Origin of the sequence: Bradyrhizobium sp. CCGUVB4N (assembly GCF_024199945.1) — a bacterium.
Classification (GTDB): domain Bacteria; phylum Pseudomonadota; class Alphaproteobacteria; order Rhizobiales; family Xanthobacteraceae; genus Bradyrhizobium.
This window is the reverse complement of record NZ_JANADP010000001.1, coordinates 6,544,403-6,569,088: the sequence shown is the minus strand read 5'-3', so window position 1 is coordinate 6,569,088 and position 24,686 is coordinate 6,544,403. Positions and strand designations below refer to the sequence as shown.

The 24,686-nt window shown below is 62.7% G+C and carries 19 protein-coding genes and 1 pseudogene; 13 read left to right on the top strand and 7 right to left on the bottom strand.

Annotation, left to right across the window (positions count from 1 at the left end; all coding sequences use genetic code 11):
- Nucleotides 1-4: 4 nt before the first annotated feature.
- The gene (locus NLM31_RS30430) at nt 5-1,180 is read right to left on the bottom strand and encodes an ABC transporter substrate-binding protein (RefSeq protein WP_254194695.1); all 1,176 of its coding nucleotides are present in this window, start codon (nt 1,178-1,180) and stop codon (nt 5-7) included.
- A gap of 253 nt (nt 1,181-1,433) precedes the next feature.
- Between NLM31_RS30430 and NLM31_RS30425 the strand changes: the two genes are divergently transcribed.
- From NLM31_RS30425 to NLM31_RS30415, 3 genes are all read left to right on the top strand, one after another.
- Complete coding sequence (locus NLM31_RS30425; RefSeq protein ID WP_254132816.1) at nt 1,434-1,952, top strand: MarR family winged helix-turn-helix transcriptional regulator; 519 nt, start codon at nt 1,434-1,436, stop codon at nt 1,950-1,952.
- A 146-nt stretch (nt 1,953-2,098) separates the two neighbouring features.
- Complete coding sequence (locus NLM31_RS30420) at nt 2,099-3,790, top strand: benzoate-CoA ligase family protein (protein WP_254194694.1); 1,692 nt, start codon at nt 2,099-2,101, stop codon at nt 3,788-3,790.
- Nucleotides 3,791-3,811: 21 nt separating this feature from the next.
- Nucleotides 3,812-4,270 (top strand): RidA family protein, encoded by a 459-nt coding sequence (locus tag NLM31_RS30415; protein WP_375167511.1) that lies wholly within the window; start codon nt 3,812-3,814, stop codon nt 4,268-4,270.
- A gap of 33 nt (nt 4,271-4,303) precedes the next feature.
- Here the strand turns inward: NLM31_RS30415 and NLM31_RS30410 are convergent, their stop codons facing one another.
- The 3 genes from NLM31_RS30410 to NLM31_RS30400 form a co-directional block, all read right to left on the bottom strand.
- Nucleotides 4,304-5,032: a CBS domain-containing protein gene (locus NLM31_RS30410; protein WP_254194692.1), complete on the bottom strand. Its 729-nt coding sequence runs from the start codon at nt 5,030-5,032 to the stop codon at nt 4,304-4,306.
- Between the two features lie 96 nt (nt 5,033-5,128).
- Nucleotides 5,129-6,103 carry a CHAD domain-containing protein gene (locus NLM31_RS30405; protein WP_254194691.1) on the bottom strand — a complete coding sequence of 325 codons (975 nt, stop codon included), beginning with the start codon at nt 6,101-6,103 and terminating at the stop codon, nt 5,129-5,131.
- 25 nt (nt 6,104-6,128) lie between these two features.
- Complete coding sequence (locus NLM31_RS30400) at nt 6,129-7,652, bottom strand: bifunctional aminoglycoside phosphotransferase/ATP-binding protein (RefSeq protein ID WP_254194690.1); 1,524 nt, start codon at nt 7,650-7,652, stop codon at nt 6,129-6,131.
- Between the two features lie 195 nt (nt 7,653-7,847).
- Between NLM31_RS30400 and NLM31_RS30395 the strand changes: the two genes are divergently transcribed.
- From NLM31_RS30395 to NLM31_RS30385, 3 genes are all read left to right on the top strand, one after another.
- Nucleotides 7,848-8,687 (top strand): universal stress protein, encoded by an 840-nt coding sequence (locus NLM31_RS30395; protein WP_254194689.1) that lies wholly within the window; start codon nt 7,848-7,850, stop codon nt 8,685-8,687.
- A gap of 705 nt (nt 8,688-9,392) precedes the next feature.
- Nucleotides 9,393-13,421 carry an FG-GAP-like repeat-containing protein gene (locus NLM31_RS30390; protein ID WP_254194688.1) on the top strand — a complete coding sequence of 1,343 codons (4,029 nt, stop codon included), beginning with the start codon at nt 9,393-9,395 and terminating at the stop codon, nt 13,419-13,421.
- A gap of 603 nt (nt 13,422-14,024) precedes the next feature.
- Nucleotides 14,025-16,715, top strand: coding sequence for a bifunctional acetate--CoA ligase family protein/GNAT family N-acetyltransferase (locus tag NLM31_RS30385; RefSeq protein ID WP_254194687.1), 2,691 nt, complete (start codon nt 14,025-14,027; stop codon nt 16,713-16,715).
- A gap of 11 nt (nt 16,716-16,726) precedes the next feature.
- Here NLM31_RS30385 and NLM31_RS30380 read toward each other — a convergent pair whose 3' ends face one another.
- Nucleotides 16,727-17,215 carry a phage holin family protein gene (locus NLM31_RS30380; RefSeq protein ID WP_254194686.1) on the bottom strand — a complete coding sequence of 163 codons (489 nt, stop codon included), beginning with the start codon at nt 17,213-17,215 and terminating at the stop codon, nt 16,727-16,729.
- Nucleotides 17,216-17,491, bottom strand: a complete 276-nt coding sequence (locus NLM31_RS30375; RefSeq protein WP_254132806.1) for a hypothetical protein — start codon at nt 17,489-17,491, stop codon at nt 17,216-17,218.
- A 211-nt stretch (nt 17,492-17,702) separates the two neighbouring features.
- On the opposite strand from NLM31_RS30375, the gene NLM31_RS30370 reads away from it, so the two are divergent.
- The 6 genes from NLM31_RS30370 to NLM31_RS30350 all read left to right on the top strand — a co-directional run bounded on the left by NLM31_RS30370 (nt 17,703) and on the right by NLM31_RS30350 (nt 22,740).
- Nucleotides 17,703-18,839 (top strand): ABC transporter permease, encoded by a 1,137-nt coding sequence (locus NLM31_RS30370; protein WP_254194685.1) that lies wholly within the window; start codon nt 17,703-17,705, stop codon nt 18,837-18,839.
- A 2-nt stretch (nt 18,840-18,841) separates the two neighbouring features.
- On the top strand, nt 18,842-19,612 hold the full coding sequence (locus NLM31_RS30365) for an ABC transporter ATP-binding protein (protein ID WP_254194684.1): 771 nt from the start codon (nt 18,842-18,844) through the stop codon (nt 19,610-19,612).
- Between the two features lie 3 nt (nt 19,613-19,615).
- A complete protein-coding gene (locus NLM31_RS30360; RefSeq protein WP_254194683.1) occupies nt 19,616-20,719 on the top strand; it encodes an ABC-type transport auxiliary lipoprotein family protein in 1,104 nt (367 codons plus the stop codon).
- 106 nt (nt 20,720-20,825) lie between these two features.
- Entirely contained in the window at nt 20,826-21,539 is a 714-nt protein-coding gene (locus NLM31_RS30355; protein ID WP_254194682.1) for a helix-turn-helix domain-containing protein, read from the top strand.
- A 91-nt stretch (nt 21,540-21,630) separates the two neighbouring features.
- Nucleotides 21,631-21,765 carry a hypothetical protein gene (locus tag NLM31_RS43115; protein WP_256561808.1) on the top strand — a complete coding sequence of 45 codons (135 nt, stop codon included), beginning with the start codon at nt 21,631-21,633 and terminating at the stop codon, nt 21,763-21,765.
- A gap of 246 nt (nt 21,766-22,011) precedes the next feature.
- Nucleotides 22,012-22,740: a Crp/Fnr family transcriptional regulator gene (locus NLM31_RS30350; protein ID WP_254132801.1), complete on the top strand. Its 729-nt coding sequence runs from the start codon at nt 22,012-22,014 to the stop codon at nt 22,738-22,740.
- A gap of 13 nt (nt 22,741-22,753) precedes the next feature.
- Here NLM31_RS30350 and NLM31_RS30345 read toward each other — a convergent pair.
- Nucleotides 22,754-23,089 (bottom strand): annotated as a pseudogene (locus tag NLM31_RS30345) (cyclase family protein); the annotation flags it as partial.
- Nucleotides 23,090-23,650: 561 nt separating this feature from the next.
- On the opposite strand from NLM31_RS30345, the gene NLM31_RS30340 reads away from it, so the two are divergent.
- Nucleotides 23,651-24,622: a TRAP transporter substrate-binding protein gene (locus tag NLM31_RS30340; protein ID WP_254132800.1), complete on the top strand. Its 972-nt coding sequence runs from the start codon at nt 23,651-23,653 to the stop codon at nt 24,620-24,622.
- Nucleotides 24,623-24,686 lie beyond the last annotated feature (64 nt).

The following is a 24,686-nucleotide window of genomic DNA, read 5'->3' as shown; positions in this document are numbered from 1 at the left end:
GGCGTTAGTTCGCCGCCTTGCAGTCCTTGGCATAGCGGTCGCCGTAGTTCTCGAAAACCTTCTGGACGATCTCGGTCTGGAATTTTCCGTCTGGACGCTTGGCGACCTTGGTCAGGTAGAAATCCTGGATCGGATAGCCGTTGGTGTTGAACTTGAACGACCCGCGCAGCGACGTGAAGTCCGCCTTCTTCAGGGCGGCCGCAACGGCGTCCTTGTTGGAGAGGTCGCCCTTCACGCCCTTGACCGCGCTGTCGATCAGCATTGCAGCGTCATAAGCCTGGAAGGCGTAGGTGCCGGGCACGCCGTTATAGGCGGCCTCGTAGCTGGCGACGAACTTCTTGTTCTGGGGATTGTCGAGATTGGGCGCCCAGTTCGCGCCGCCGAACATGCCGACCGCCGCGTCCTGCTGTGCCGGCAGGGTCGATTCATCCACCGTGAAGGCTGAGAGCACCGGAATGTTGTCGGCGAGACCGGCCTGCTTGTATTGCTTGACGAGGTTGACGCCGAGGCCGCCCGGCATGAACGTGAACAGCGCATCGGGCTTCTGCGAGGAAATCTTGGAAAGCTCCGGCTGGAAGTCCAGCGTGTTGAGCGGCATGTAAGATTCTTCGACGATCTCGCCCTTGTAGTCGAGCTTGAAACCGGCGACCGAGTCCTTGCCGGCCTGATAGTTCGGCACCATCAGATACATGCGCTTGTAGCCGCGATCCTGCGCCACCTTGCCGAGGATCTCGTGCACCTGGTCATTTTGATAGGACGTCACATAGAAGAACGGGTTGCAGTCCTTGCCGGCAAAGGTCGATGGGCCGGCGTTGGGGCTGATCAGGAATACCTTGGATTCCGTGACCGGCCGGTGGATGGCCTGGAGGATGTTGGAGAAGATCGGCCCGACGACAAAGTCGACCTTGTCGCGTTCGAGTAGGCCTTTGACCTTCGTCACCGCAGCGTCGGGCTTCAGCTCGTCGTCGACAACGACGACCTCGATGTCGCGGCCCCCCATCTTGCCACCGAGATCCTTTACCGCGAGGGCAAAGCCGTCGCGAACCTGCTGGCCGAGCGCCGCGCCGGGCCCCGACAGCGTCACGATCACGCCCAGCTTGATCTTCTCTTGTGCGAGGGCAGGGCTCATCGCGGTCCCGAGCAGCAAGGCGGCTGCGGCCAAGGTCATTTGCGTCTTCATGATCTGTCCCCCCGTGGCGATCGGGCCTGCGCTGCAGGCCCCATACTTCGATCCAAGCTTATGCCGATGATGGCTACCGCGGCAAGCTGAGCTCAAGGCGTCGCCATCTCGCGCGGAAGCGGTGCATGCAAGCCGCGCGCCAATTATTTGAAGCCTAAAGAAATTGATGTGCGGTCGATTGTTGCAGCTTTGGGCTTGCGGCCGGCGTCGATTTATTTGAAGCTCAAAACGTTGGGAATCCGTGCCGGCGCCAATGCCGGCCGTGAGTGACTGCAGCGAGATGCTCGATTCCGAGACCAAGGCCGTCGAAACGCCGGAGGACCATGCCGAAGAGCTTCGGCTGTGGTTGCGCCTGCTCACCTGCACGACCCTGATCGAGGGAGAAGTCCGCGGCCGGCTGCGACAACGTTTCGACGTCACGCTGCCCCGTTTCGATCTGATGGCGCAGCTCGACAAGGCGCCTGACGGCATGACGCTGTCGGATGTCTCCAAGCGCATGATGGTGTCCAACGGCAACGTCACCGGCCTCGTCGAGCGCTTGGTCGAATCCGGCCATCTCGATCGCCGGACCTCGGAGACCGACCGCCGCGTCCAGGTGATCCGCCTCACGAAGCTTGGTCGTGCCGAGTTTCGCAGGATGGCCTCGGAACACGAGACCTGGATCGCTGATCTCTTCGCCGATTTGACGCCGAAGGACGTTCGCGAATTGATGCGGCTCCTGGCCAAGACCAAGGCGTCGGCGCAGAAATCGGCCGGCCGCCGCCGGCCCTAGGTCCGCGGGCGACCGGTCGCCAATCCCTTTTGCCGCACGAAAATGCATGGGATGCCCAAAATCCGCTATTGCGCCGAATTGTTTTAAGCCTAAAATGTTTTCCGTTGAGTGCTGCCGGGTGCTTTCCATGCTGAAAGGAGCGTGCGATGGCCAACGCCGCCAAGGTTCAAGTTTCGGGCTCGCATGACGGCAACGCCGTGACTGCCCACGTCGACACGTTTGCGCGGCAGCATCTGCCGCCGCCAGAGCTGTGGCCGGAGTTCATCTTCACACGGCCGGAGCTGCGCTATCCGCAGCGATTGAATTGCGTCAGCTATTTCCTCGACCGCTGGGTCGAGCAGGGGCAGGGCGATGAGCCTTGCGTCATCAGCCCCGCCGTCAGCTACACCTATCGCGAGCTGCAGGCGCTCGTGAACCGCATCGCCAATGTGTTGGTCGGAAAACTCGGTCTCGTCACCGGCGGCCGCGTGATGCTGCGCTCCGCCAACAGCCCGATGATGGTTGCGACCTATCTTGCGGTGATCAAGGCCGGCGGCATTTGCGTGGCGACGATGCCGCTGCTGCGCGCCAAGGAGCTATCCTATCCGATCCAGAAGGCGGAGATCACGATTGCGCTTTGCGACGGAAAACTCTCCGACGAGATGGAGAAGGCGAAGCTGACTGCGCCGGATCTCAGGCACGTGGTCTATTGGGGCAACGGTGCACCCGACTCGCTCGAAGCACTGATCGCAGATGCGAGCGCCGAGTTCGCCGCGGTCGATACCGCCGCTGACGATATCTGCCTGATCGCCTTCACGTCGGGGACCACCGGCGATCCAAAGGGCACCATGCATTTCCATCGGGACATGTTGGCGGTGTGCGACGGCTATGCGCGCAACATCCTGCAGGCCGAGCAGAAAGACCGTTTCGTCGGCTCCGCGCCGCTGGCCTTCACCTTCGGCTTCGGCGGCGTGCTGTTCCCGATGCACATCGGCGCTTCTTTTGTCGTCCTCGAGAAGACGACGCCCGACGACATCCTGACGGCGATCGAGCAGTACAAGACCACGGTCTGCTTTACGGCGCCGACCGCGTACCGCGCCATGATCGGCAAGCTTCCGGGGCGCGACATTTCCTCGCTAAGGAAGTGCGTGTCCGCGGGTGAGACGCTGCCCAAGCCGACATTCGACGCTTGGCTCAAGGCCACCGGCATCAAGCTGATGGACGGAATTGGCTCGACTGAGCTGCTGCACATCTTCATCAGCGCGACGGAGGACGAAATTCGCCCCGGCGCGACCGGCAAGCCGGTGCCTGGCTATGAGGCGAAGATCGTCGACGATGATGGCAATGACCTGCCGCCGGGCACGATGGGGAAGCTTGCAGTGCGCGGGCCGACTGGTTGTCGCTACCTTGCCGACGAGCGGCAACGCAAATATGTCCAGAACGGCTGGAACATCACCGGCGACACCTATCTGATGGATAGCGACGGTTATTTCTGGTACCAGTCGCGCTCCGACGACATGATCGTGTCATCCGGATACAATATCGCGGGAACGGATGTGGAAGCAGCGCTGCTCACCCATCCGTCGGTTGCCGAGTGTGGCGTCGTCGGTGCGCCGGATGAGGCGCGCGGGATGATTGTGAAGGCCTATGTCATTGCCGCACCCGGCGTGACGCCGGATGCAAAGCTCGCAGCCGAGTTGCAGGAGCATGTCAAACGCGAGATCGCGCCGTATAAATATCCGCGCGCGATCGAGTTCGTGACCCAGCTGCCGAAAACCGAGACCGGAAAATTGAAGCGCTTCGCCTTGCGGCAATTGGCGCAAGCGACGGCGACGTCCTCGGGCGTCGCGGCAGAATGAGATGAGGATCAGGATTTGTCCGTGACGACGCCGAAAGGCCCACAGCTCGCGGTGCTGCCCGGTGCAGCCGAGGATGACGTCAGCCCGAGGGCACAGGTGCTCCAGCCATCCGGCTGGCCGATGCCGAAGGGCTATGCCAACGGCATGGCTGCCGAAGGGCGCTTCGTGGTGACCGGCGGCGTGATCGGCTGGGATGCCGAGGAGCGTCTCGCGGACGGCTTTGTCGCGCAGGTGCGTCAGACCCTGAGCAACATCGCGGAAATCCTTGCCGAGGCCGGTGCGCGGCCCGAGCACCTCGTGCGCCTGACCTGGTATGTCGTCGACATGGACGAATACCTGACGAACCTGAAGGAGCTCGGCAAGATCTACCGCACGATCTTCGGCGCGCATTATCCGGCAATGGCGCTTGTCCAGGTCGTCCGCCTTGTTGAGAAAGCGGCACGCGTCGAGATCGAAGCAACCGCCGTCATTCCTCGCTGAACGACACTCAGCTCGCCGCGTCAGCTTGCCTTGTCAGCTTGCCTTGGCGAGATCATCGTCCTCGGGTGAGTTCAGATAGACGCCGGACATGGTGTCGACCCAGCATAGATGGTCGTGCACCTTCCTGACGCCCGCGACATTCTCCGCGGCAACGACCGCAGCCTGCCGCGCGCGCTCCTCGGTGATGACGCCGCTCAAATGAACGATGCCGTCGCGAACGATGACGTTCAGTCCGAACGGGCACCAATCGTTCTTCTCCATGGCATCGATGATGCGCCCGCGGATGTGATCATCGTCGGCGGTCGGGTCCGGCACGTCGCGAGCGAGGCCCGCCACGGCTTGCAGAAGGTTGGCGCGTGATACGATGCCCACGAGCTTGTCGCCGCGAACCACCGGCAGCCGCTTCACGTTATTCCGTTCCATAAGATCGACGATTTCCGCAAGCGCGGCGTCTTCGGTAATGGTGACGGGCGAGGCGGTCATGACCTCCGACACCCTGCGGCCATGCTCGTGGACGAAATCGCTGGCTGTCTTGCCGGGACCGAGGATGAATAGCAGCCAGCGGCCGCGCTTGCGCCCGGTGCCGATTTCGCTGCGGCGGATGAAGTCGCCCTCCGAGACGACGCCGACCAGCTTGCCGCTACCGTCGACAACAGTCAGGCCGCTGACGTGGCGCTTCAGCATGATGTTCGCGGCCTCGACGATGCTGGTGTCGGGGGTGACCGAGATAACCGAGCGGGTCATGATCTGGTGGGCGCGCATGGGGGGCTCCGCAAGTTCACACGAATATCGATGTGCGGAGCTTAGATCAGCGGCAGCGGCCTGGTTTGACGCAGGTCAAGCAGCGCTGGCGTCGAGCTAGTCCTCCGGTTCCGGGTCTGGCGTCAGGTCGGAGGAGCGGAAGGGCTTTGCCTTGTCCAGCTTGCGATAGGCCGTCGAAGCCGTTCGCAACAGCTTCTTTTCCCGCTTGCGGTCGAGAAAGCGAACGGCGGCCTCGGGGGCGGCTTCGTTCAACGACGCGGCCAGCGTCTGGCCGCGCGCATCGTCGTTCAGCTGTCCGAGCGATTTTTGCGCCCTGCGCAATTGTTTGAGAATCGACTTCTGCTTCGTCAGCGACTTCTCGGCGAACAGGTCCTCCAGCGACTCAATCGAATAGGTCAGTCGCTTGTTGAGAATCCGCAGCTTGTGCCGCTTCTCGACGTCGAGCTTGCGCAGCTTCTTGGCCTTCCTGAGCAGCGTCTTTTCCCATTCGGTCAGTTGCGCCGTCGCGTGGTCGGCGAGCGGGCAACGGCGCAGCCTGATGGCCTCCTTGCCGCGCCGGGTCGACCAAGGGCCGCTCTCGATCCAGCTCGAGGTCTGTTCGACCAGGCGGCGATATCGCGCCGATTGCAGCGCGCGGGCCAGCAGGCGATGGCTTTCGGCGCGCTTGTCGTCCCAGTGCTGCAGCTCGGCGATCACCGCGAGCTCGTTCCCGGTCTCGGCCACGACGCGTTCGATGGCGACGTCGAGATCCCGCACCATGCCGAGCTGGCTGTTCAGCCATTTCAACTCGGCCCAGACCTTGGGGCGCAGCGCATCGTCGACCATGGGCGAAAAGAAGCGAATCGCGGTCCGCAGGTGCGTCAGCGCGATTCGGATCTGATGCAGCGCCTCCGGATCGCCTCGACAGGTCCCGTCGTGCTGGGCAAGGACGGCGGCGAGGTGACGGCGGGCGATGATCCGAAAGGCGGTGTCGCAGGCCATGCCGGGGCTGAGGCGCCCGGGCAGCGTATTGCGGCTCGCCGCCGGCCTGGCGAGGGCGGTCGCCGTAGAATTCGTGGTGGGTCGCGCCATCCTAGCCCGCGCCAATCAGATTGCCTTACCTGCCCTCAGCGATCGCGTCCTGGCAGCTCTGGAGCGTCTGCGCTTGTGTCCCGGATGCATCGATGGTCGTCCAACCGATATGGCCGATATTATAGTGCTCTTGCAACGCGGCAACCTCTTGCGTCGCGTCGGATGCGTCACCGCTGCGACCGCCGATTCGGGCCTGGCGGGTCGCCAGATCCGCGACCAAGAAGAGGCCGGTGAGGGGTACGTTACAATTCCTCGCCAGCGTGGCGGTGGCATCCCGCTCGAAATCGCGGGCGAACACGCCATCGACGATTGCTGAATGGCCCTGAACCAGCACACGCCGGGCGCGCTCGGCCATTGCCTCGTAGACGCGGGCCGCAAGCTCGGGCGTATAGGCGGACGGCGGCAGCCGGTCCGTGTCGGCAACACCGAACATCTGCTTGCGAATGACGTCGCTACGCAGCACGACGGCGCCAGGCTGCGGAGCGACGGTAGGCGCGAGCGCGCGTGCCAAAACTGTCTTGCCGGTGCCAGATAGTCCACCCACCGCGATCAGACGGGGAGCGGGAGGCTGGATCAGCGCCTGGGCAAGGTCGAAATAATGGCGCGCCTCATCGAGAATGCCGGCATCGTCGGAATGTGGTGGCTTCAGCCGTGCCAACGCCACCTGGGCCCGGATCGCTGCGCGCATTGACATGAACAGCGGCAGCGCGCCGAGCGCGTCGAGGTTTTCCAGCCGCGTCGCGGCAAGGTACCGGTTCAGAACGGTATTGGCTGCAAGCGGTTGATGGTGGTGGAGCAGATCCATCAGCGTAAACGCGAGGTCATAGAATACGTCGACAGTCGCCATCTGTGCGTCGAACTCGATGGCATCGAATAGCACGGGCTGCTGCTCGATCATCACGATATTTGCAAGATGCAGATCGCCGTGACAGCGGCGCACGAAGCCTTGGCGGCTGCGCTCTTCGAGCCAGGGACGGGTGCGCAGGAATGCCGCGTGCGAGGCCTGCGCAAGCTGCTCGATCTCTATGGCCGGGAGATGATTGCCGATTCGCAGGCCATTGCTGTTGCCGTCGATCAGGGCGGGGATAGAGGTTATCCAGGCCTTGCCGTCGGCGGGCGTCGTTGCCGCATGCGAAGCCGCGATCGCGTCGGCGACGGCCGACGCAAAGTCCGCGTCGAACCGTCCGGCCTTCGCCAGATGATCCAGCGTTCGGCTCTCGTCGAAACGCGACATGTCCACGGCATATTCGATCGGCTTGCCGCTGCCGTCGACCTTCACCGACCCGTCCGGTTCTTCAGTAATGGCCACGACGCGATGATAGATCTGTGGCGCATGCGGCCGGTTGATCCTGACCTCCTCCTCGCACGCCATCTTGCGTTTCCCAAGTGTCGCATAATCGAGAAAGGGATATTTGACCGCCCGCTTGATCTTCAGCGCGCGCGTCCCGTCGAGGAAGACCGAGGCCGCGTGTGTGTCGATCCGCTTCGCGCCGGGATGTGCGGTCAGTGCCGCGAAGATCCGTTCCTGGGTCGCAGAATTGTCGGTCATCCCTTCCGGCCTATTGCAGATGAGGGCGCCAAGCGGTCCGGCCGCACACCAAGGTAACCTTTAGGTCGGGACTGCGACCAGTCCTTGACGTCCGTCAAGGCCGGTCGTCGGTTGGCGATGCGGAGTTTTCCCGGCTTGAGGAAGATCAAGGCCCCGGACCGAAGGCGGCCTATTCTGGCCGGCAAGGAGAATCCGATGCCCATCAAGGACGTGTTTCTGCCGCTCATTGGCCAGCCGCGCTCGTCCACGCTGGCCACGATTGAGAAGTGCGTCGCCGTTGCCGCCGATCTCGGCGCCAGGATAACCGGGCTTGCGCTCGAGGACGATGCCTTCGCGCGACCGAAGGTGGTGTTCCCTGACGATCCGGAGGCCGCCGAATTCAGTGCCGCGCGCGAGGCGGACGACATGCAGCAGCTCCTGGACACGTTCTCCACTGCGACCTCGCGTGCCGGGATTCGCGCCCAAAGCCGGTCAGGCAGAGTCCCGGCGGACCAGATCGCCCAGACCCTGGCCGAGCACGCGCGCTTCAGCGACCTCACCATGGTCCCCGTGAAGCCGCACGACAGCCGAACGGAAAACATCGTTGACACGCTCCTGTTCGAATCCGGCCGGCCATTGCTGCTTTGTCCGGAGCAGCACGTAGAGGCGTTGCGGCCGGAATTCGAGAACGTCGTGATTGCCTGGGACCATTCGGCACGCGCGGCACGTGCGGTCGGCGACGCGTTACCGATCCTGCAGGCTGCCGCTGTGGTGCGGGTGATCACGGTGGCGGACGACAAGGACGAAGCGGTCACGCAATCCGGCACCAGTCTCGTCCATCATCTCAGGGAGCATGGGGTCTATGCATCCTTCGAAACCGTGAAGGGCGGTGGTAGCTCGATCGGCAAGGTGCTGGGAAGCTTCGCGCAGTCGCATGCTGTCGATGCGATCGTCATGGGCGCCTACCACCATTCGCGTCTGAACGAGATCGTCTGGGGCGGCGTAACGAAGACCATCATCGGCCAGCCACCGTGCTGGGTGATGATGTCGCACTAGCGTCCTGAACCGGAAGTTCGCAACATCGCGTCGACGCTGTCGCAGCCGGCCGTCCGTTGCGGTGGCTGGCATCCGCTGCTGGGATGAAATTTTTCTGCGACGGGGCAGGGCGCCGGATATTGTAGTCGGCAACAGATTGCGATGGTGGCCTGCCGGTCGTTTCTCTCGACATCTTTCTGGGGCGCTTGATCGGGTGGACGTCAACGCTTGGTGCCTACGCCGTTCTTGTTAGATCCTCCGCGCGCTCGGGCGCGTGCAGGACCATGAAATGCTTCTGCACGACAGTGAGCCGGATCGTTTTCTTTGTTGCAATTACAAGCTTCATCGTCGGTCGCAAGCAGGCCTTTGGTGGGCGCTGATAACCAAAATGGTTATTGAGTTCTCAGCACATCATGCCTCATGTGATTGAATGAGGTACCCCCTCCGAGCCATTGGCTCGATAGGTGAACTCAGCGAGTATCGAGACAAATCGCAGTTTGTCGCGTCTCGGATTCAGCGAGTTGGGACTTTCTGTTAGCGGCTGTTTTGGAGAGGCCGAGCGAACCGCGGTAGCGGCGCGCCTGGATGTCTATTGCCGCGCTCCGGAGGGAAATTCATGCGGACGCCAAGTAGCCCGCGTTTCGAGACCGTGGCAGCGGTCGTCTCGGAACCTGCACTCTCGACCAACAGGCACTGCGATCGAACCGCAATGGAGGGCTGACGATCATGACCACGACTCCGAGCCACATTGTCGTCCTTTCCCTGGAAAATGAGAACTATTCCGACATCGTAGGGAGTGCCCAGGCGCCTTACCTGAACTCGCTGATCTCTCAGGGGATGCTTCTCACCAACTACTACGGTGTGACCCATCCGAGTCAGCCCAATTACATTGCCCTGTTTTCCGGCTCGACGCAGGGCGTGACCACCAACGGCGCCGTTGCCCAGCTTCCGGCCAGCGTGCCGACGCTGGCGAGCACACTCGCCGCGCACGGTTACACCTTCGGCGGTTATGCCGAAACCACGGCGGACCCCGAACGGCAACCTTGGATGGACTTCGCCAATTCGGCCAACGACGGTCACGATTTCAGCACCTTTCCGCAGACCGCGGCCGGCTTTGCCAACCTTCCGACCGTTTCCTTTGTTTCGCCCAACGACGCCGACAACATGACGCCGACAAGCGACAATGGTGGCGGCATTCCGGCGGGCGACGCCTGGGTCCAGGCCAATCTCTCCTCCTACGTTGCCTGGGCGCAGGCAAACAATTCGCTGCTGATCGTCACCTTCGACGAAAACAACACCAATCCGGCGGTGACCTACCCCGATCACATTGCGGGCATCGTCGTCGGCGCGGGCGTCCCCGCGGGGGTCGTCAACGACTCGCCGGCGGATCAATATTCCCTGCTTGCCACGATCGAAAGCCTTTACGGCGCCACGGCGATCGGTGCCAGCGCCGGCGTGCCGGCGCTCAATTTCTATTCGGCGACGCCACCGACGAGCTCCACCTCGGTCGACCTGTCATTTTCCGGATTGTCCGATCTGACCAACACTCCGCCCCAAAATGCGCTAGCGGTCGGTTCGAATTACATTCTCACCGCGGAGACCACTCACTACGAGATAACCGACCTCAGCGGGCATCCGATCGTATCCAATGGATCATTGTCCACCTTGTTCTCGCCGCTTGGCGCCACGCTCGACAACAGGCTGCTCGACGCGCGCGCCGCCTATGACAGTTCGACCGGTCACTATGTGATCATCGCGGAAAATTTCCAGCCGGGAACCGGGAATTTCGCCACCAACATCGATATCGCCGTGTCGGTGGACAGTAATCCGAACGACGGCTGGTATCTGGCTTCGATCGACACGTCCAACGGCAACACGACCCAAGCGGACATGCCCTATCTGTCGGTCAGCAACGGCAAGATCTACATCTCCACGCCCGAATATCTCGACGCGGGAGGCGGCTACAACAACGGCGAACTCGTCGTCAACGAAAGCAGCGTCATAGCCGCCGGAAACGCCGCGATCACACCCGACGCCAGCCAAAGCGTGTCACCGACCGGCGGCATCGCGCGCAATATCGCCGGCGATAACGGGGAAACCTACTATTTGAGCACCTATTCGACCGGCAGGGAGACAGGGCTCACATATCAAACCTACGATCCGACGCACGGCTTCAGCGGGACCCAAACGCTCTTCCTCGGCGATGCCGATGTGGGAGGGGGCGGAAACAACTTCACCGCCGCGCAGCTAGGCACGACCAAGACGCTCGACATTAACGACGGGCGCCTCCAAAGCCTTGCCTACACCTCCTCCGGAGGACACAACTACGTCTTTGGCGTGAGCGAAGTCATGCCGAGCGCGGGGGCGCCCGCGGAAATCGAGTGGTTCAAGCTCGATGTCACCGATCCCACGAATCCGCAATTTGTCATCGGGAACGTGATTTCCGGCGCCTCCATCGGCGCGGGTGTCGCGGTGTTCAATCCTTCGATTGCGGTCGACCACAACGGCGACGTGCTCATCAATTTTTCGGCCTCCGGGTCGAATATGTATCCCGCCGACTATTATACGGTGCTCGGCGCCGGCGCTTCCGCCTTCACCGCGCCGACGCTTTACCAGGCGAGCACTACGTTTTTCGATTCCGGTGCTCTGAACGACCAGCGCTGGGGCACCTATTCGACCGCAATCGCCGATCCGAACAACCCGGGCGGATTCTGGATATCGAATGAATATATTGCCAACGGATGGTGGCAAACGGCGGTAGCTCAGGTCAGTGTCCATCCGGATACGACGCCGCCGGTCGCGCCGACCGGCCTGTCTCTCGACGCGACGACGGACAGCGCTACGATCGGCGATCGCATTACCAACTTTTCGCACGTCAAGATCGACGGCACGGCCGAGCTCGGCAGCACGGTGACACTGTATGACAGCAACGGCACTACAGTACTTGGCACGGGCACCGCGAGCCTGACGACTGGTGCGTTCAGTATCACGACATCGGCGCTGGCTGATGGGACGCATAATATCACCGCGAAAGCGACCGATGCGTGGGGAAATACGAGCACTGCGTCCGCCGTCCTTGCCGTGATGGAGGACACTACGGTGCCGACAGGCGGCACGCCCGATCTCACCGCGGCTTCCGATACAGGCGTATCGAGCACGGACAACATCACCAAGGATACCACGCCAACGTTCCAGGTGGCCCTCGATCCAACCGTGCAGGCGGGCGATACGGTCGAGCTGAAACTCGGTGGAGCATCGCTGACGCATCCCCTGCTGCACACCATCACCGCAGGCGACGTGTCGGCCGGATCCGTCCAGTTGACCGTGACGGCCGGCGATCTTGGCGCGGACGGCACGAAGTCGATCACCGCGATCTTTGACGACGCGGCCGGGAATTCATCAACGACCGCGGCGCTGATGGTCACGCTCGACACCACGATCGCGACGCCAACTGTGGCGCTGACCGACGACACCGGCATCTCGGACAGCGACCACATCACACGGGATGACGCGCTCACCATCAGCGCGGCGGCCGGCGATGTCACCCGCACCTACTCAGTGGACGGCGGGCTGCCATCGGCGAGCTACGTCGCGCCGGTGATGGACGGCAGCCATACCGTGGTCGTGACCGATACCGACACCGCCGGCAACACGGCCAGTGCCAGCATCACCTTCACGCTCGACCAGACGGACGTCAATTTCGGTACGTCTGGCGGCATGTCCAACTTGCTGCTCCAGAACGACACCAGCCATGGCATTGCGGTCTGGGAAATGAACGGAACTACGGTAGTGGCGAATCCCCAGATCGGCACCGCGCCGTCAGGGTCCGAACTGGCTGCCACGGGAGACTTCAACGGTGACGGCAAAGCCGACTTGCTGTTCATCAACGACACGACCCATGCTGTTACGATGTGGGAAATGAACGGTACCCAGGTGATGACGAACGCCACGGTCGGCACCATTAATGCCGCGGCCGGCTGGCAATTCGAAGGCACCGGCGATTTCAACGGTGATGGCAAGACCGACCTGCTTCTCTTCAATGACAACAGTGATGGTGTTGCGATCTGGGAGATGAACGGCACCCAGGTCATGGCCAACCCGCAAATCGGTATTATCAATGGCGCGGCCGGCTGGCATTTCGCCGACACGGGTGACTTCAACGGTGACGGCAAGACCGATCTGCTGCTTCTCAACTCAACCACTCATGGCGTGGCGGTCTGGGAGATGAACGGCAGCCAGGTCATGGCCAATCCGCAGATCGGTACCATCAATGCCGCGGCCGGCTGGCAATTCGAGGGTACCGGCGACTTCAATGGTGACGGCAAGACCGACCTTCTGCTTGTCAACTCAACCACCAATGGTGTGGCGGTTTGGGAGATGAACGGAACCCAGGTCATGGCCAATCCGCAGATCGGTACCATCAACGCCGCGGCTGGCTGGCACTTCGCCGACACGGGTGACTTCAACGGCGACGGCAAGACCGACCTGCTGTTGCTCAACAGCACGACTGGCGGCGTCGCGGTTTGGCAGATGAACGGCACCCAGGTCATGGCCAACCCGCAGGTCGGCGTCATGGATCCCGGTTTCCAATACGTCGGCAAGGGCGACTACAACGGCGACGGTAGGACCGATCTTCTGTTCGAGAACAATACCACCCACGCGTTGCAGGTCTGGGAGATGAACGGCACACAGGTCGAGGCCAAGGTTCAAATCGGAACGATCAATGCTGCTGCCGATTGGCATCTCGTGAGCTAGGATCCAGGCTGGCACGACGTCCAGTCAGATTCTGCTCGCCACCAGTGGCCCGCTTTCAGCGCCAGCGCTCGAATTCGCGGATAATGACCGAGGTTCGTTTATCCATTTCATCGGTGCTTGGCACAATTTGGTGTCGCGAGTCACTGGTTCGTAATGATGGATTTGCAGTGGGTTCGCGTCGCTGTACCAGGATGGGGGCCGCAGCAGCGACCACTCCCCCGATCCAATACTGACTGGCTAAAAAGCGCGGTTGGCACGCGCACCTGACTCCGACCAGTTCGTCATGACTCAACCAAGTCGAGCGCTTCTTCAGGCTTCTTACCGATTAAAAAGATTAGGCCCGACGCCTATCGCAACGTCGCTGCCGTCAGGCCGGCATCCCATCGTTCATCGACCGACACAACGCCGATCCCAAGTCATTCCGGCGGGAGACTGGTCCGCTGACGACATCCTTGCCTCATCGAGCGCTTCTGCCGATACAATGCCCCAGCAGAGCGCAACGCGATTCCGCAACTTCCGGTTCAGGACACCAGGTGCGCTCACTCCATATCCGGGCTAGCATCGCATCTATCGGGTCCGTTGCCCGATCGGATGATTGTGATCATGTCGACTTATCGCCTGAAAAACCTGTTGTCGCCACGGTCGGTTGCGCTGGTCGGCGCAAGTTCCCGCCCGGTCTCCGTTGGACGCGCTGTCCTGGAGAACATTCGCAAGGCGGAATTCAAGGGGCAGTTCGGCCTGGTGAACCCACGCCATGCCGAGATCGGCGGCGTCGCGACGGTGAGCCGCCTGGACCGGCTGCCCTTCGTACCTGAGCTCGTCGTCATCACCGCGCCGGCGCGAGAGATCCCTGACATCATCGACCAGGCCGGTCGGCGCGGTTCGGCCGGCGCCCTGATCGTCTCGGCGGGACTCGGTCATGGACCGGGATCGCTTCAGGAGGCCGCCATCGCGGCTGCCCGCAAATACGGCATGCGGCTGATCGGCCCCAACTGCCTCGGCATCATGATGCCTGGCGCAAATCTGAATGCGAGTTTCGCCGCGCACATGCCGCGGGCTGGAAATCTCGCGCTGATCTCGCAATCGGGGGCGATTGCGGCCGGCATGGTGGATTGGGCTGCGCAACGCGGCGTCGGCTTCTCCGGCATCGTTACGATCGGCGACCAGATCGACGTCGACATCGCTGATTTGCTCGACCATTTCGCGATGGATCATAAAACCCGCGCCATTCTGCTCTACATCGAGGCCATCAAGGACGCGCGAAAATTCATGTCGGCGGCGCGCGCTGCGGCGCGCGTGAAGCCGGTCGTCGTGGTGAAATCAGGCCGCATGGCGCATGGCGCGAAGGCTGCGGCCACGCATACGGGCGCGCTCGCAGGTGCCGACGCCGTCCATGATGCGGCCTTCCGGCGCGCCGGCGTCCTCCGGGTATCCGATCTACGCGAACTGTTCGATTGTGCCGAGACGCTCGGCCGGATCGGATCGCCGGCGGGAAAGCGCCTCGCTATCCTGACCAATGGTGGCGGCATCGGTGTCCTGGCGGTCGACCGGCTCGCGGATCTCGGCGGAATTCCCGCGCCCATGACACCCGATACGCGCGAGAAGCTCGACGCGGTGCTGCCGTCGACCTGGTCCGGCGCCAATCCCGTCGATATCGTCGGCGACGCCGATGCGGCGCGCTATGCCGCTGCGCTGGAGGTGCTGCTCGACGATCCCGGCAATGACGCAATTCTCGTGCTCAACGTGCAGACCGCGATCGCATCGGCCGCCGAGATCGCGACGACCGTGACTGAACTCGTCCTCAAGTATCGCGCGAAGCATCGCAGTTGGGCCAAGCCCGTGCTCGCCGCCTGGGTCGGTGCCGATCAGGACATCATTGCAAAGCTGTCCGCCGCTGGCATTCCGAACTATCCGACCGAAGACGACGCGGTGCGTGGCTTCATGCATATGGTCCGGCATCGCGAGGTCGTGGACGAGCTGAGCCAGGTTCCGCCGGCGATGCCGGACACCTTCGTGCCGGATGTCGCGGCTGCCAAGCAAATCGTCACGACGGCCATCGCTGACGGGCGCAAATGGCTCGATCCCGTCGAGATCAAGCATCTGCTTGGCTGCTATGACATCGCAATGGTGCCGACCTACGCGGCTGCAGATGTCGAGCAGGCGGTCGCCTGTGCGGATGAGATATTCGCCCAAGGCGCCACCGTCGTACTCAAGATCATGTCGCGCGACATTGTGCACAAGTCCGACGTCGGCGGTGTCGTGCTCAATCTGACCAATCCGGGTGTGGTACGCGCGGCCGCCGCCGGCATTCTCGCGCGGGCGAGGAAGCTGCGTCCCGAAGCCCGTATTGATGGCCTCATCGTCCAGGCAATGGTCGTCAAGGCGAAGGCGCGTGAGTTGATTCTTGGCCTCGCTGACGATCCGACGTTCGGCACCGTCGTCGTGTTCGGCCGGGGCGGCACCGCGGTGGAGATCATCAACGACAAGGCCCTGGCGCTGCCGCCGCTCGACCTCCAGCTCGCCCGAGACCTGATCGAGCGCACGCGGGTGTCGCGATTGTTGCCCGCCTACCGGGACGTGCCGGCGGTCAAGCAGGACGCCGTCGCGCTGGTACTGGTCAAGCTGGCGCAGATGGCGACCGACATCCCCGAAATCCGCGAGCTCGATATCAATCCGCTGCTCGCGGATGAGACCGGTGCGACGGCGGTCGACGCCCGCGTCGCGGTGGGGCCGCCACAGCGGAAGTTTGCGGGCTCCGGCCCCGCCAATTTCGCCGTCCGCGCCTATCCTTCGCAATGGGAGCGCCGGCTCGCGCTCAAGGACGGCTGGCGTATCTTCGTGCGGCCCCTGCGGCCCGAAGACGAGCCGACCATTCACGAATTCCTGCGTCACGTCACGCCTGAGGATCTCCGCTTGCGCTTCTTCGCGCCGATGAAGGAGTTCACCCATGAATTCATCGCGCGCCTGACCCAGCTCGACTATGCCCGTGCCATGGCCTTCATCGCGTTTGACGAGAACAGCGAGATGGTCGGCGTGGTGCGGCTTCACTCGGATTCGATCTACGAGAGCGGCGAATATGCGATCCTGCTGCGCTCCGACCTCAAGGGCAGAGGGCTCGGCTGGGCCCTGATGCAGCTGATCATCGACTACGCCAGGTCGGAAGGGCTCAAGACCATCTCTGGCGACGTGCTCAAGGAGAACGTCGTGATGCTGGAGATGTGCCGGCAGCTCGGCTTTGAGATCAAGCCCGATCCGACGGAACCTGATATCTGCGACGTCCGCCTGAAACTCTGACGCGTGGCCAGCTAAGAGCGTGCTTCGGGCGCTGCATCTGCGGCGGGTTCTCTGGCCGTCTTTCGCATGTTCTTGACGATGATTGCGATCAGCGGCACCAATACCGGTACGATCGTGCTGAGCGGATGATGGACCGCGCCCGATAATTGAGCCTGAAGCGCCCGGGCTTCGACCTGGAGAGCCTCGATCGACGTGCCGTGGATTTCATTGGCAAGCTCGATGTCGCGGCCCGAGGGCGGGCGTCCGGCGATGATGAACAGAACCGCAGCGATGGCAAAGTTGATCGCTCCGAGCACCGCCGCCGCGGCGATTGCGCTCCAGATTTGGACGAGGGCGAAATAGGCGGACAACTCCAGCATCAGCAGTCCGAATGCGGCGATCAGCGCCGCGAAGGCGCGCAGACCAAGTCCGGTCAGCAGATGGCGGAGCCTGATATCCGCGATGATCCTGTCCGTGCGCCACAAGGCGCGCAGATGCTTGACCACATTCTCCGTATTCACCTAGTGCCTCCTCAGCATGAAGCCGACGACCACGCCGAGCGCAAAGGCGGACGCGAGCGAGGCCACTGGACGCTCGGCGACAAGATCATGCAGCTGCTCCTGCTCGTCGCCGACGGTTTCGCCGAGTTCGGCCAGCGCGGCCTTGATCTGAGCGGCGAGGGCCTCGGTCCGATCCTTCGAGGTCTCGAACATCCCCTCGCCAGCGGTGCTCAGCAGATTTGTGACGTCGATCTTCAGCGCTTTCAGCTCGTCGCTCATTCTGCCGGTGTCGAACATTGGCGGTCTCCATTCAATGGCGCGAGCCTATGCGGACAAGCCTGACGGCCTTTGATTTGGGTCAAGGGGGCGAGAGTGCGCCTGTGTTTGAGGCAGATCTGTTTGAGACAGGTCTGTTTGAGGCAAGTCTGTTTGAGGCAAGTCAATCGACCCGCTCGTTGCCGGCCTAGAATAGAACCATTGGGGCCGGTCGTCCCATGAGGATATGCGCGTGAATTCGGAACCTCTGCTGCTGGCAACCCCGTCGGGTGATGCGCTCGAATTGCGGCCCGAGGGGCCATGGATTGCGGCCAACGTCGCAAAGCTTGAAACCCTGTCCCGATCTGTTGGAACGGATGTCGATCGGTCGAGGACCGTGACGCTGGACATGTCCGGCATCAGCGCGCTCGATACGCTCGGTGCCTGGATCCTGGAGAAATTGTCGCGCAAGGCTGCATCATCCGGCAGGCCAGCCGAGATCGTCGGTGTGGCCGATCGTTTCAGCGGCCTGCTGGAGGAAGTGCGCCAGGTCAACCGGCACACGCCGCCGCCAGCGGCCCCGACCAATCCGGTGCTGCTCAGGTTGAACGATCTCGGCAAGGCCACGATCGGTGCCCGCGAAGACGTCACGATTTTTCTGCAAATGCTGGGCGCTTTGTTCATGGCGCTCATCGGCGTCTTGCGCCGGCCGCGCTCGCTACGGCTGACGTCGCTGGTCTATCAGCTCAACCGGATCGGGTTTCAGGCGATTCCCATCGTCGTGCTCATCACGTTCCTGATCGGCGCCATCATCGCCCAGCAGGGATTCTTTCATTTCCGCCGGTTCGGCGCGGAATCCTACACCGTTGACATGGTCGGCATCCTCGTCTTGCGCGAGCTCGGCGTGCTGATCGTTGCCATCATGGTCGCGGGACGTTCGGGGAGCGCCTATACGGCCGAGCTCGGCTCGATGAAGATGCGCGAGGAGATCGATGCGCTCTCGACCATGGGGCTCGATCCCGTCGAAGTTCTGATCTTGCCGCGCGTGGCCGCGCTTGTTGTCGCGCTGCCAATTCTCGCCTTCATCGGATCGATTGCCGCGCTCTATGGTGGCGGCCTGGTTGCGCAGTTCTACGGTGATATGGGGCCGGCGATCTACGTCGCGCGGCTGCATGAGGCCATTTCCGTCACCCATTTCGAGGTCGGCATCCTGAAGGCGCCGTTCATGGCGCTGGTGATCGGTATCGTCGCCTGCAGCGAGGGATTGCGCGTGAAGGGCAGCGCAGAGTCGCTTGGTCGGCAGACGACGACGTCGGTGGTCAAGTCGATCTTCCTGGTGATCGTGCTGGACGGCTTGTTCGCGATCTTCTTTGCTTCGATCGGGATGTGACGATGCCCGAGCCTCAGGGTGAGTTCGCGATCCGCGTCCATGACCTCGTGGTCGGCTTCGGTCGCCAGACCGTGCTCGATCATTTGTCTCTCGACGTCCGCCGTGGCGAGATCCTCGGGCTGGTGGGGGCGTCCGGAGGCGGCAAGTCGGTGCTGATGCGCACCGTCATCGGCCTCATCTCGCGTCGCAGCGGGACTATCGAAGTTATGGGACGGCCGATTGATGGCGCGCAGGACCGCAGCCGGGCAGCGACCTGGGGCATCCTGTTCCAGCAGGGCGCGCTGTTCTCCTCGCTGACGGTCCGGCAGAATGTGCAATTTCCGCTCCGCGAAAATCTCGCGCTGTCACAGGAACTGATGGACGAGATCGCGACGGCCAAGCTCGAGATGGTTGGGCTGCGGGCGCAGGACGGCGACAAATATCCGTCAGAACTGTCCGGCGGCATGACCAAGCGCGTGGCGCTGGCACGCGCGCTCGCGCTCGATCCGCCGATCCTCTTCCTCGACGAGCCGACATCGGGTCTCGATCCGATCGCAGCTGGCGATTTCGATGCGCTGATCCGGACCCTGCAAAAGACCCTGGGGCTCACCGTCTTCATGGTGACCCATGATCTCGCGAGCCTCACGACGGTCTGCGACCGCGTCGCCGCACTTGCCGACGGCAAGATCGTGGCGATCGGCCCGATGCGCGAATTGCTGCAATCCGAGCATCCTTGGGTGCGGGCCTATTTCCACGGCAAACGCTCGCAGATGCTTCACCACGAGATGAGATGAGACATGGAAACGCGCGCTCCCTACGTGCTGATCGGCAGCTTCGTGCTGGCCGCGATCGTCGCGGTGTTTGGCTTCGTCTATTGGCTGAACAACAGCGGCGGCGTCGGCCCACGGACGAATTACCACGTGCAGTTCCAGGGGCCGGTGCCGGGTCTTCTGGTCGGGGCCGGTGTGCTGTTCAACGGCATCCGTGTCGGTGAGGTGACCCAACTCGGCCTGGCGCCTGACAATCCTCGCTTCGTCAACGCGACGATCTCGGTCGCATCGGCAACGCCGGTGCACACCGACACCAAGGTCGGGCTCGATTTCCAGGGGCTGACCGGCGTGCCGGTGGTGACGCTGGAGGGGGGCACGATCCTCGCCAAATCCGGCGAGCCGCGGATCCTGATCGCCGAGGCCGGCGCAGGCCAGAGCATGACGCAGGCGGCGCGCGATGCCTTGCGGCGCGTCGACACCGTGCTGGAGGACAATTCCGGTCCGCTCAAGGATACCATCGCCAATTTCAAGACATTCTCCGACGGCCTGGCGCGCAACACCGGCAAGCTTGACGGCATTCTGGCGGGCCTCGAAAAGATGACCGGTGGCGGTACACCGGCGCAGAAGATCACCTATGATCTCCGCGCGCCGCAAAATCTTGGGCCGGCCGGCAAGACGCTCTCGGCGTCGCTGGCCATTCCCGAGCCGACCGCTGTCGCGATGCTGCAGACGCAGCGCATGCTGTTCGCACCGGTTGGCGACAACCAGGGCTTTGCCGACTTCATGTGGGCCGACAGCATTCCGAAGCTGGTGCAGGCGCGGTTGATCGACAGCTTCGAGAATTACGACATCGCGCATGCGCCGCTGCGGACGACCGACCTGGGGCAAGCGGACTACCAGCTCCTGATCGACATCCGGCGCTTCCGGATCACGACGGAGGGCGAGACCCGGGTCGAGATCGGACTGTCGGCGCGGATCGTCGACAAGGCCGGCAAGGTCATCGCCTCACGCCTCGTCGAAACCAGCGAGAAGCTCGACAAGGTCGAGCCTGCTGCAGCGGTCGCGGCGTTCGACGCGGCCTTTGCCCGCATCGCCAAGGAGCTGATTGGCTGGACGGTGCAGGCGGTCTGACACTCGGCTCTTCAACAGAAGGGGGGCGGGCATGTCCGGCAAAATTGATCTGGGTCAATCGCCTTTGGCGCAGTGCAGTAAAATGCAGCCGGCGCTTGAACGATGGATGAGGACTTCCGTGGTGAGGATCGAGCCGAATGGTCATTTTTGCAGCGATTGCGCGGTTCGCGGCTTCGCGGTTTGTTCGTCGCTGGACCCGGCCGAGCTGAGGGAGTTCGAGCATCTCGGGCGTCGCGTTCATTTCGTCGCGGGAGAGACCGTGTTCTCCGAGGAGGACATCACGACCTCGTTCTACAATCTGCTCGAAGGCGTCATGCGGCTCTACAAGTTGCTGCCTGACGGCAGGCGGCAGATCGTGGGTTTTGCGCTGCCCGGTGATTTCCTGGGGATGAATATATCCGGGCGCCACAATTTCTCGGCTGATGCGATTGGGGCGGTGACCGTGTGCCAGTTCGCCAAGGCGCCGTTCGGTCGCTTCATCGAGGACCGGCCGCATCTGCTCAGGCGAATCAACGAGCTGGCGATCCGTGAGCTGAGCCAGGCGCGCGACCATATGGTCCTGCTCGGCCGTCGCTCCGCGGAGGAGAAGGTTGCGACGTTTCTGCTTGGCTGGCGCGAGCGGCTGGTTTCGCTCAAGGGATCGTCGCGTACTGTCCCGCTTCCGATGAGCCGGCAGGACATAGCCGATTATCTCGGCCTGACCATCGAGACCGTCAGCCGCACCTTCACCAAACTGGAACGGCATGGAGCGATCGAGATCCTCCATGGCGGAATCAGCCTGCGCGATCCCGCACGCGTCGAGGCACTGGCTGCGGCCTGAGTCCCAGCCCGCCCCCGGCCCATTTTTGATTCCGATCAATGACGCCGGTCGCGCGTCGCGAATAATGGCCGGAACAAGGTGGGAGGGTGCGATGCCGATTGACGCATTGCTGGTAATCATTGCCGTCGTGGCGATCTTTGTGACATTCGCAGCCGCGCTGGCTTGGGCGGATCGACAAACCAGCGCGGGCCGGCTCGATTCGGACACGCAGCGCCGAAGCTCCTGAGATCATTGTCGCATTTTGACGCGACAGCCGGTAAGTTTGGTTGGCAGGCCCAACTGTAGCTTGCCGTCCATGCAACTCTGCATGGCGTGAAAAGTATCGACGCACCCTGCGGGTGCGATTTCGCAGCACGAACGCGGCACTTTAGCGGCATTTGCCTCAAACTGTGTCCGTGCTTTCCGGTTGAAAAGCCTGCTAACGTTGACTACGCAGGAACTGCAAGTGCCTCGCAGTCTTAGGAGTCCCGGCGTGCCTCAGGACAAGACCGGCGACCCCCGGCAGCCGTCGGGTAACAAACTGTCGGTTCTGCGCAAGCATCCGATCTTCGCAGATCTGGATCCGGACGCGCTCGATCAGCTCTGCCGCTATGCCAAGCACACCACCGTCAAGCGTGGCGCGACGATCGCCGCCAAGGGCGACCCCGGCAATAATCTGTTCGCGGTGATCTCCGGAACAGTGAAGATTTCCTCTTCGTCGCCGGACGGGCGGAACGCCATTCTCAATCTGATCGGTCCCGGGGAAATCTTCGGCGAGATCGCTGTGCTTGATGGTGCACCGCGGTCGGCGGATGCGACCGCCAACACCAATTGTGAGCTCTACATCATCGACCGCCGCGACTTCCTGCCGTTCGTGAAGAGTCAGCCGGCGCTGGCGATGAAATTCATCGAACTGCTCTGCGCGCGGCTACGCTGGACCAGCCAGCAGGTCGAGCAGGTGATCTTGCAAAATCTGCCGGGCCGGTTGGCGAGCGCGCTGCTCGGCCTCACCGAGGAGCGCAAGCTCGACTCCGGCAGTGGCACGCTCGCGATCACCCAGCAGGAGATCAGCGAGATGGTGGGCATGACTCGCGAGAGCATCAACAAGCAATTGCGCGCCTGGGCCGGACGGAGTTGGGTGCGCCTCGAGCATGGCGCGATCGTCGTGCTCGATACCGATGCGCTGCGCGAGCTTGCCGAAAGCGGCCTCGACGGCGAGTGATCGCGTTTACCTAGCCGCAGCCGGAGTTGACGTAATTCGCCTGGCCGAATTTTGCGCCGGCGCGTGTGTCGACGACGACGATCTCGAGCGGCGAGGGCGTGTGGCCGATCCGCTTGAACTCCTTCGCGACGTCGTCGACGGTTGCGACATAGCCATCCGGCAGATGCCGGAAGTCGAGCTTCACGCCGGGCTGCAAGCACCACTCCAGCGGAACCTCGTCGATGGTCCATGACCGTTCGCCGCGATCCATGGTCGCGTGAAAGTGCCAGGGCGCGTCGAGATGCGTGCCGTTGTGGGTGGATAGCGAGACCTGCTCGACAGCCCAGCCCTGACGGTCCGGCAGGTCCTCCGGCTGCGACGTCAACTAACGCTCCCTCGTGGCAATATTCGGAAAATTGAAATTTTCCGCCGATCGTTCTCGGGGGTGCCGCGTGATTGATCAATGCAACTCCAGCATCGATCAATGCCGCATTTGGCTTGGACTCAGAATGCCGCCCGCCTTAGGGACGACACTGGCGATATCGCGCCGATGCGGCGCGTTCGTACAGGATGAGCCGATCGTCTCGCCCGAACCTCAAGCCGCAATCAATAGCGGTCGAGCACGAAACCCGAGGAACGTCCATGGATACGATGAGCATCGTTACCGCGCATCCGGCATCGGCCGGTGACGCGGCTCGATTGCCGGGGAGCCGGCATTTGCCGCACAGGTCCCCCGCAGCAGCGGGCGCGATGCGCGTCGCACTGTCCCGGGCAGACATTACCAATCAGCCAAATCCCCTCGACTCCGCCACGCAATCCTACGAAGGTGGTGCAGTTGCAGCGCTTGACTTCACACCTGAAGTGGAGCGACCCAAGGCGGCCCGCAATACGTGCCCAACGACGACATAATCAACTCAGGAGGAGACCCCAGATGAAGACGTTAATCGGTATCATCGCAGCCGCTGCATTGGCGGTGTCGGCGCCGCTCGCAACCGCACGCGATTTCCGCTCGGCCGACGTCCATCCCGCCGACTATCCGACCGTCGAAGCCGTGAAGTTCATGGGCAAGCAGCTCGCCACCGCGAGCGGCGGCAAGCTTGGCGTCAAGGTGTTTCCGAACGGCGCTCTGGGGTCGGAGAAGGACACCATCGAGCAGCTCAAGATCGGCGCGCTCGACATGATGCGGATCAACGCTTCGCCGTTGAACAACTTCGTGCCGGAAACCGTCGCCCTGTGTCTGCCCTTCGTCTTCCGGGACACCCAGCACATGCGCAACGTGCTCGACGGTCCGATCGGCGACGAGATCCTGGCGGCCATGGAGCCGGCGGGCCTGGTCGGTCTTGCCTATTACGACAGCGGTGCCCGCTCGATCTACACCGTCAAGGCACCGATCAAGTCGCTCGCAGACGTCAAGGGCCTGAAGATCCGCGTCCAGCAGTCCGATCTGTGGGTCGGCATGATCCAGAGCCTCGGCGCCAATCCGACGCCGATGCCGTATGGCGAGGTCTACACCGCGCTCAAGACCGGTCTCGTGGACGCCGCCGAGAACAACTGGCCCTCCTACGAGTCCTCGCGCCATTTCGAGGCCGCCAAATTCTATAACGTGACCGAGCACTCGCTGGCCCCCGAAGTCCTCGTGATGTCCAAGAAGGTCTGGGACACGCTGAGCAAGGAGGATCAGGCGATGATCCGCAAGGCGGCGAAGGAATCGGTGCCGGTCATGCGCAAGCTCTGGGACGAACGTGAGGAAGCGTCGCGCAAGACCGTCGAGGCGGCCGGCGTGCAGGTCGTCACGATCGCGAACAAGCAGGAGTTCGTGGACGCAATGAAGCCGGTCTACCAGAAGTTCGCCGGCGACGAGAAGCTCTCGAGCCTCGTCAAGCGGATCCAGGACACCAAGTAAAACACAGCGGGGATCGGGTCCGGTGTCGCCGCGAGGTGACACCGGATCCTCACAAGGAGGGGCG

Coding starts and splice junctions, on each gene's coding strand:
- NLM31_RS30430 (WP_254194695.1), bottom strand. CDS start 1,180: ATGAAGACGCAAATGACCTTGGCCGCAGCCGCCTTGCTGCTCGGGACC.
- NLM31_RS30425 (WP_254132816.1), top strand. CDS start 1,434: ATGCCGGCCGTGAGTGACTGCAGCGAGATGCTCGATTCCGAGACCAAG.
- NLM31_RS30420 (WP_254194694.1), top strand. CDS start 2,099: ATGGCCAACGCCGCCAAGGTTCAAGTTTCGGGCTCGCATGACGGCAAC.
- NLM31_RS30410 (WP_254194692.1), bottom strand. CDS start 5,032: ATGCGCGCCCACCAGATCATGACCCGCTCGGTTATCTCGGTCACCCCC.
- NLM31_RS30405 (WP_254194691.1), bottom strand. CDS start 6,103: ATGGCGCGACCCACCACGAATTCTACGGCGACCGCCCTCGCCAGGCCG.
- NLM31_RS30400 (WP_254194690.1), bottom strand. CDS start 7,652: ATGACCGACAATTCTGCGACCCAGGAACGGATCTTCGCGGCACTGACC.
- NLM31_RS30395 (WP_254194689.1), top strand. CDS start 7,848: ATGCCCATCAAGGACGTGTTTCTGCCGCTCATTGGCCAGCCGCGCTCG.
- NLM31_RS30390 (WP_254194688.1), top strand. CDS start 9,393: ATGACCACGACTCCGAGCCACATTGTCGTCCTTTCCCTGGAAAATGAG.
- NLM31_RS30385 (WP_254194687.1), top strand. CDS start 14,025: ATGTCGACTTATCGCCTGAAAAACCTGTTGTCGCCACGGTCGGTTGCG.
- NLM31_RS30375 (WP_254132806.1), bottom strand. CDS start 17,491: ATGTTCGACACCGGCAGAATGAGCGACGAGCTGAAAGCGCTGAAGATC.
- NLM31_RS30365 (WP_254194684.1), top strand. CDS start 18,842: ATGCCCGAGCCTCAGGGTGAGTTCGCGATCCGCGTCCATGACCTCGTG.
- NLM31_RS30360 (WP_254194683.1), top strand. CDS start 19,616: ATGGAAACGCGCGCTCCCTACGTGCTGATCGGCAGCTTCGTGCTGGCC.
- NLM31_RS30355 (WP_254194682.1), top strand. CDS start 20,826: ATGAGGACTTCCGTGGTGAGGATCGAGCCGAATGGTCATTTTTGCAGC.
- NLM31_RS43115 (WP_256561808.1), top strand. CDS start 21,631: ATGCCGATTGACGCATTGCTGGTAATCATTGCCGTCGTGGCGATCTTT.
- NLM31_RS30340 (WP_254132800.1), top strand. CDS start 23,651: ATGAAGACGTTAATCGGTATCATCGCAGCCGCTGCATTGGCGGTGTCG.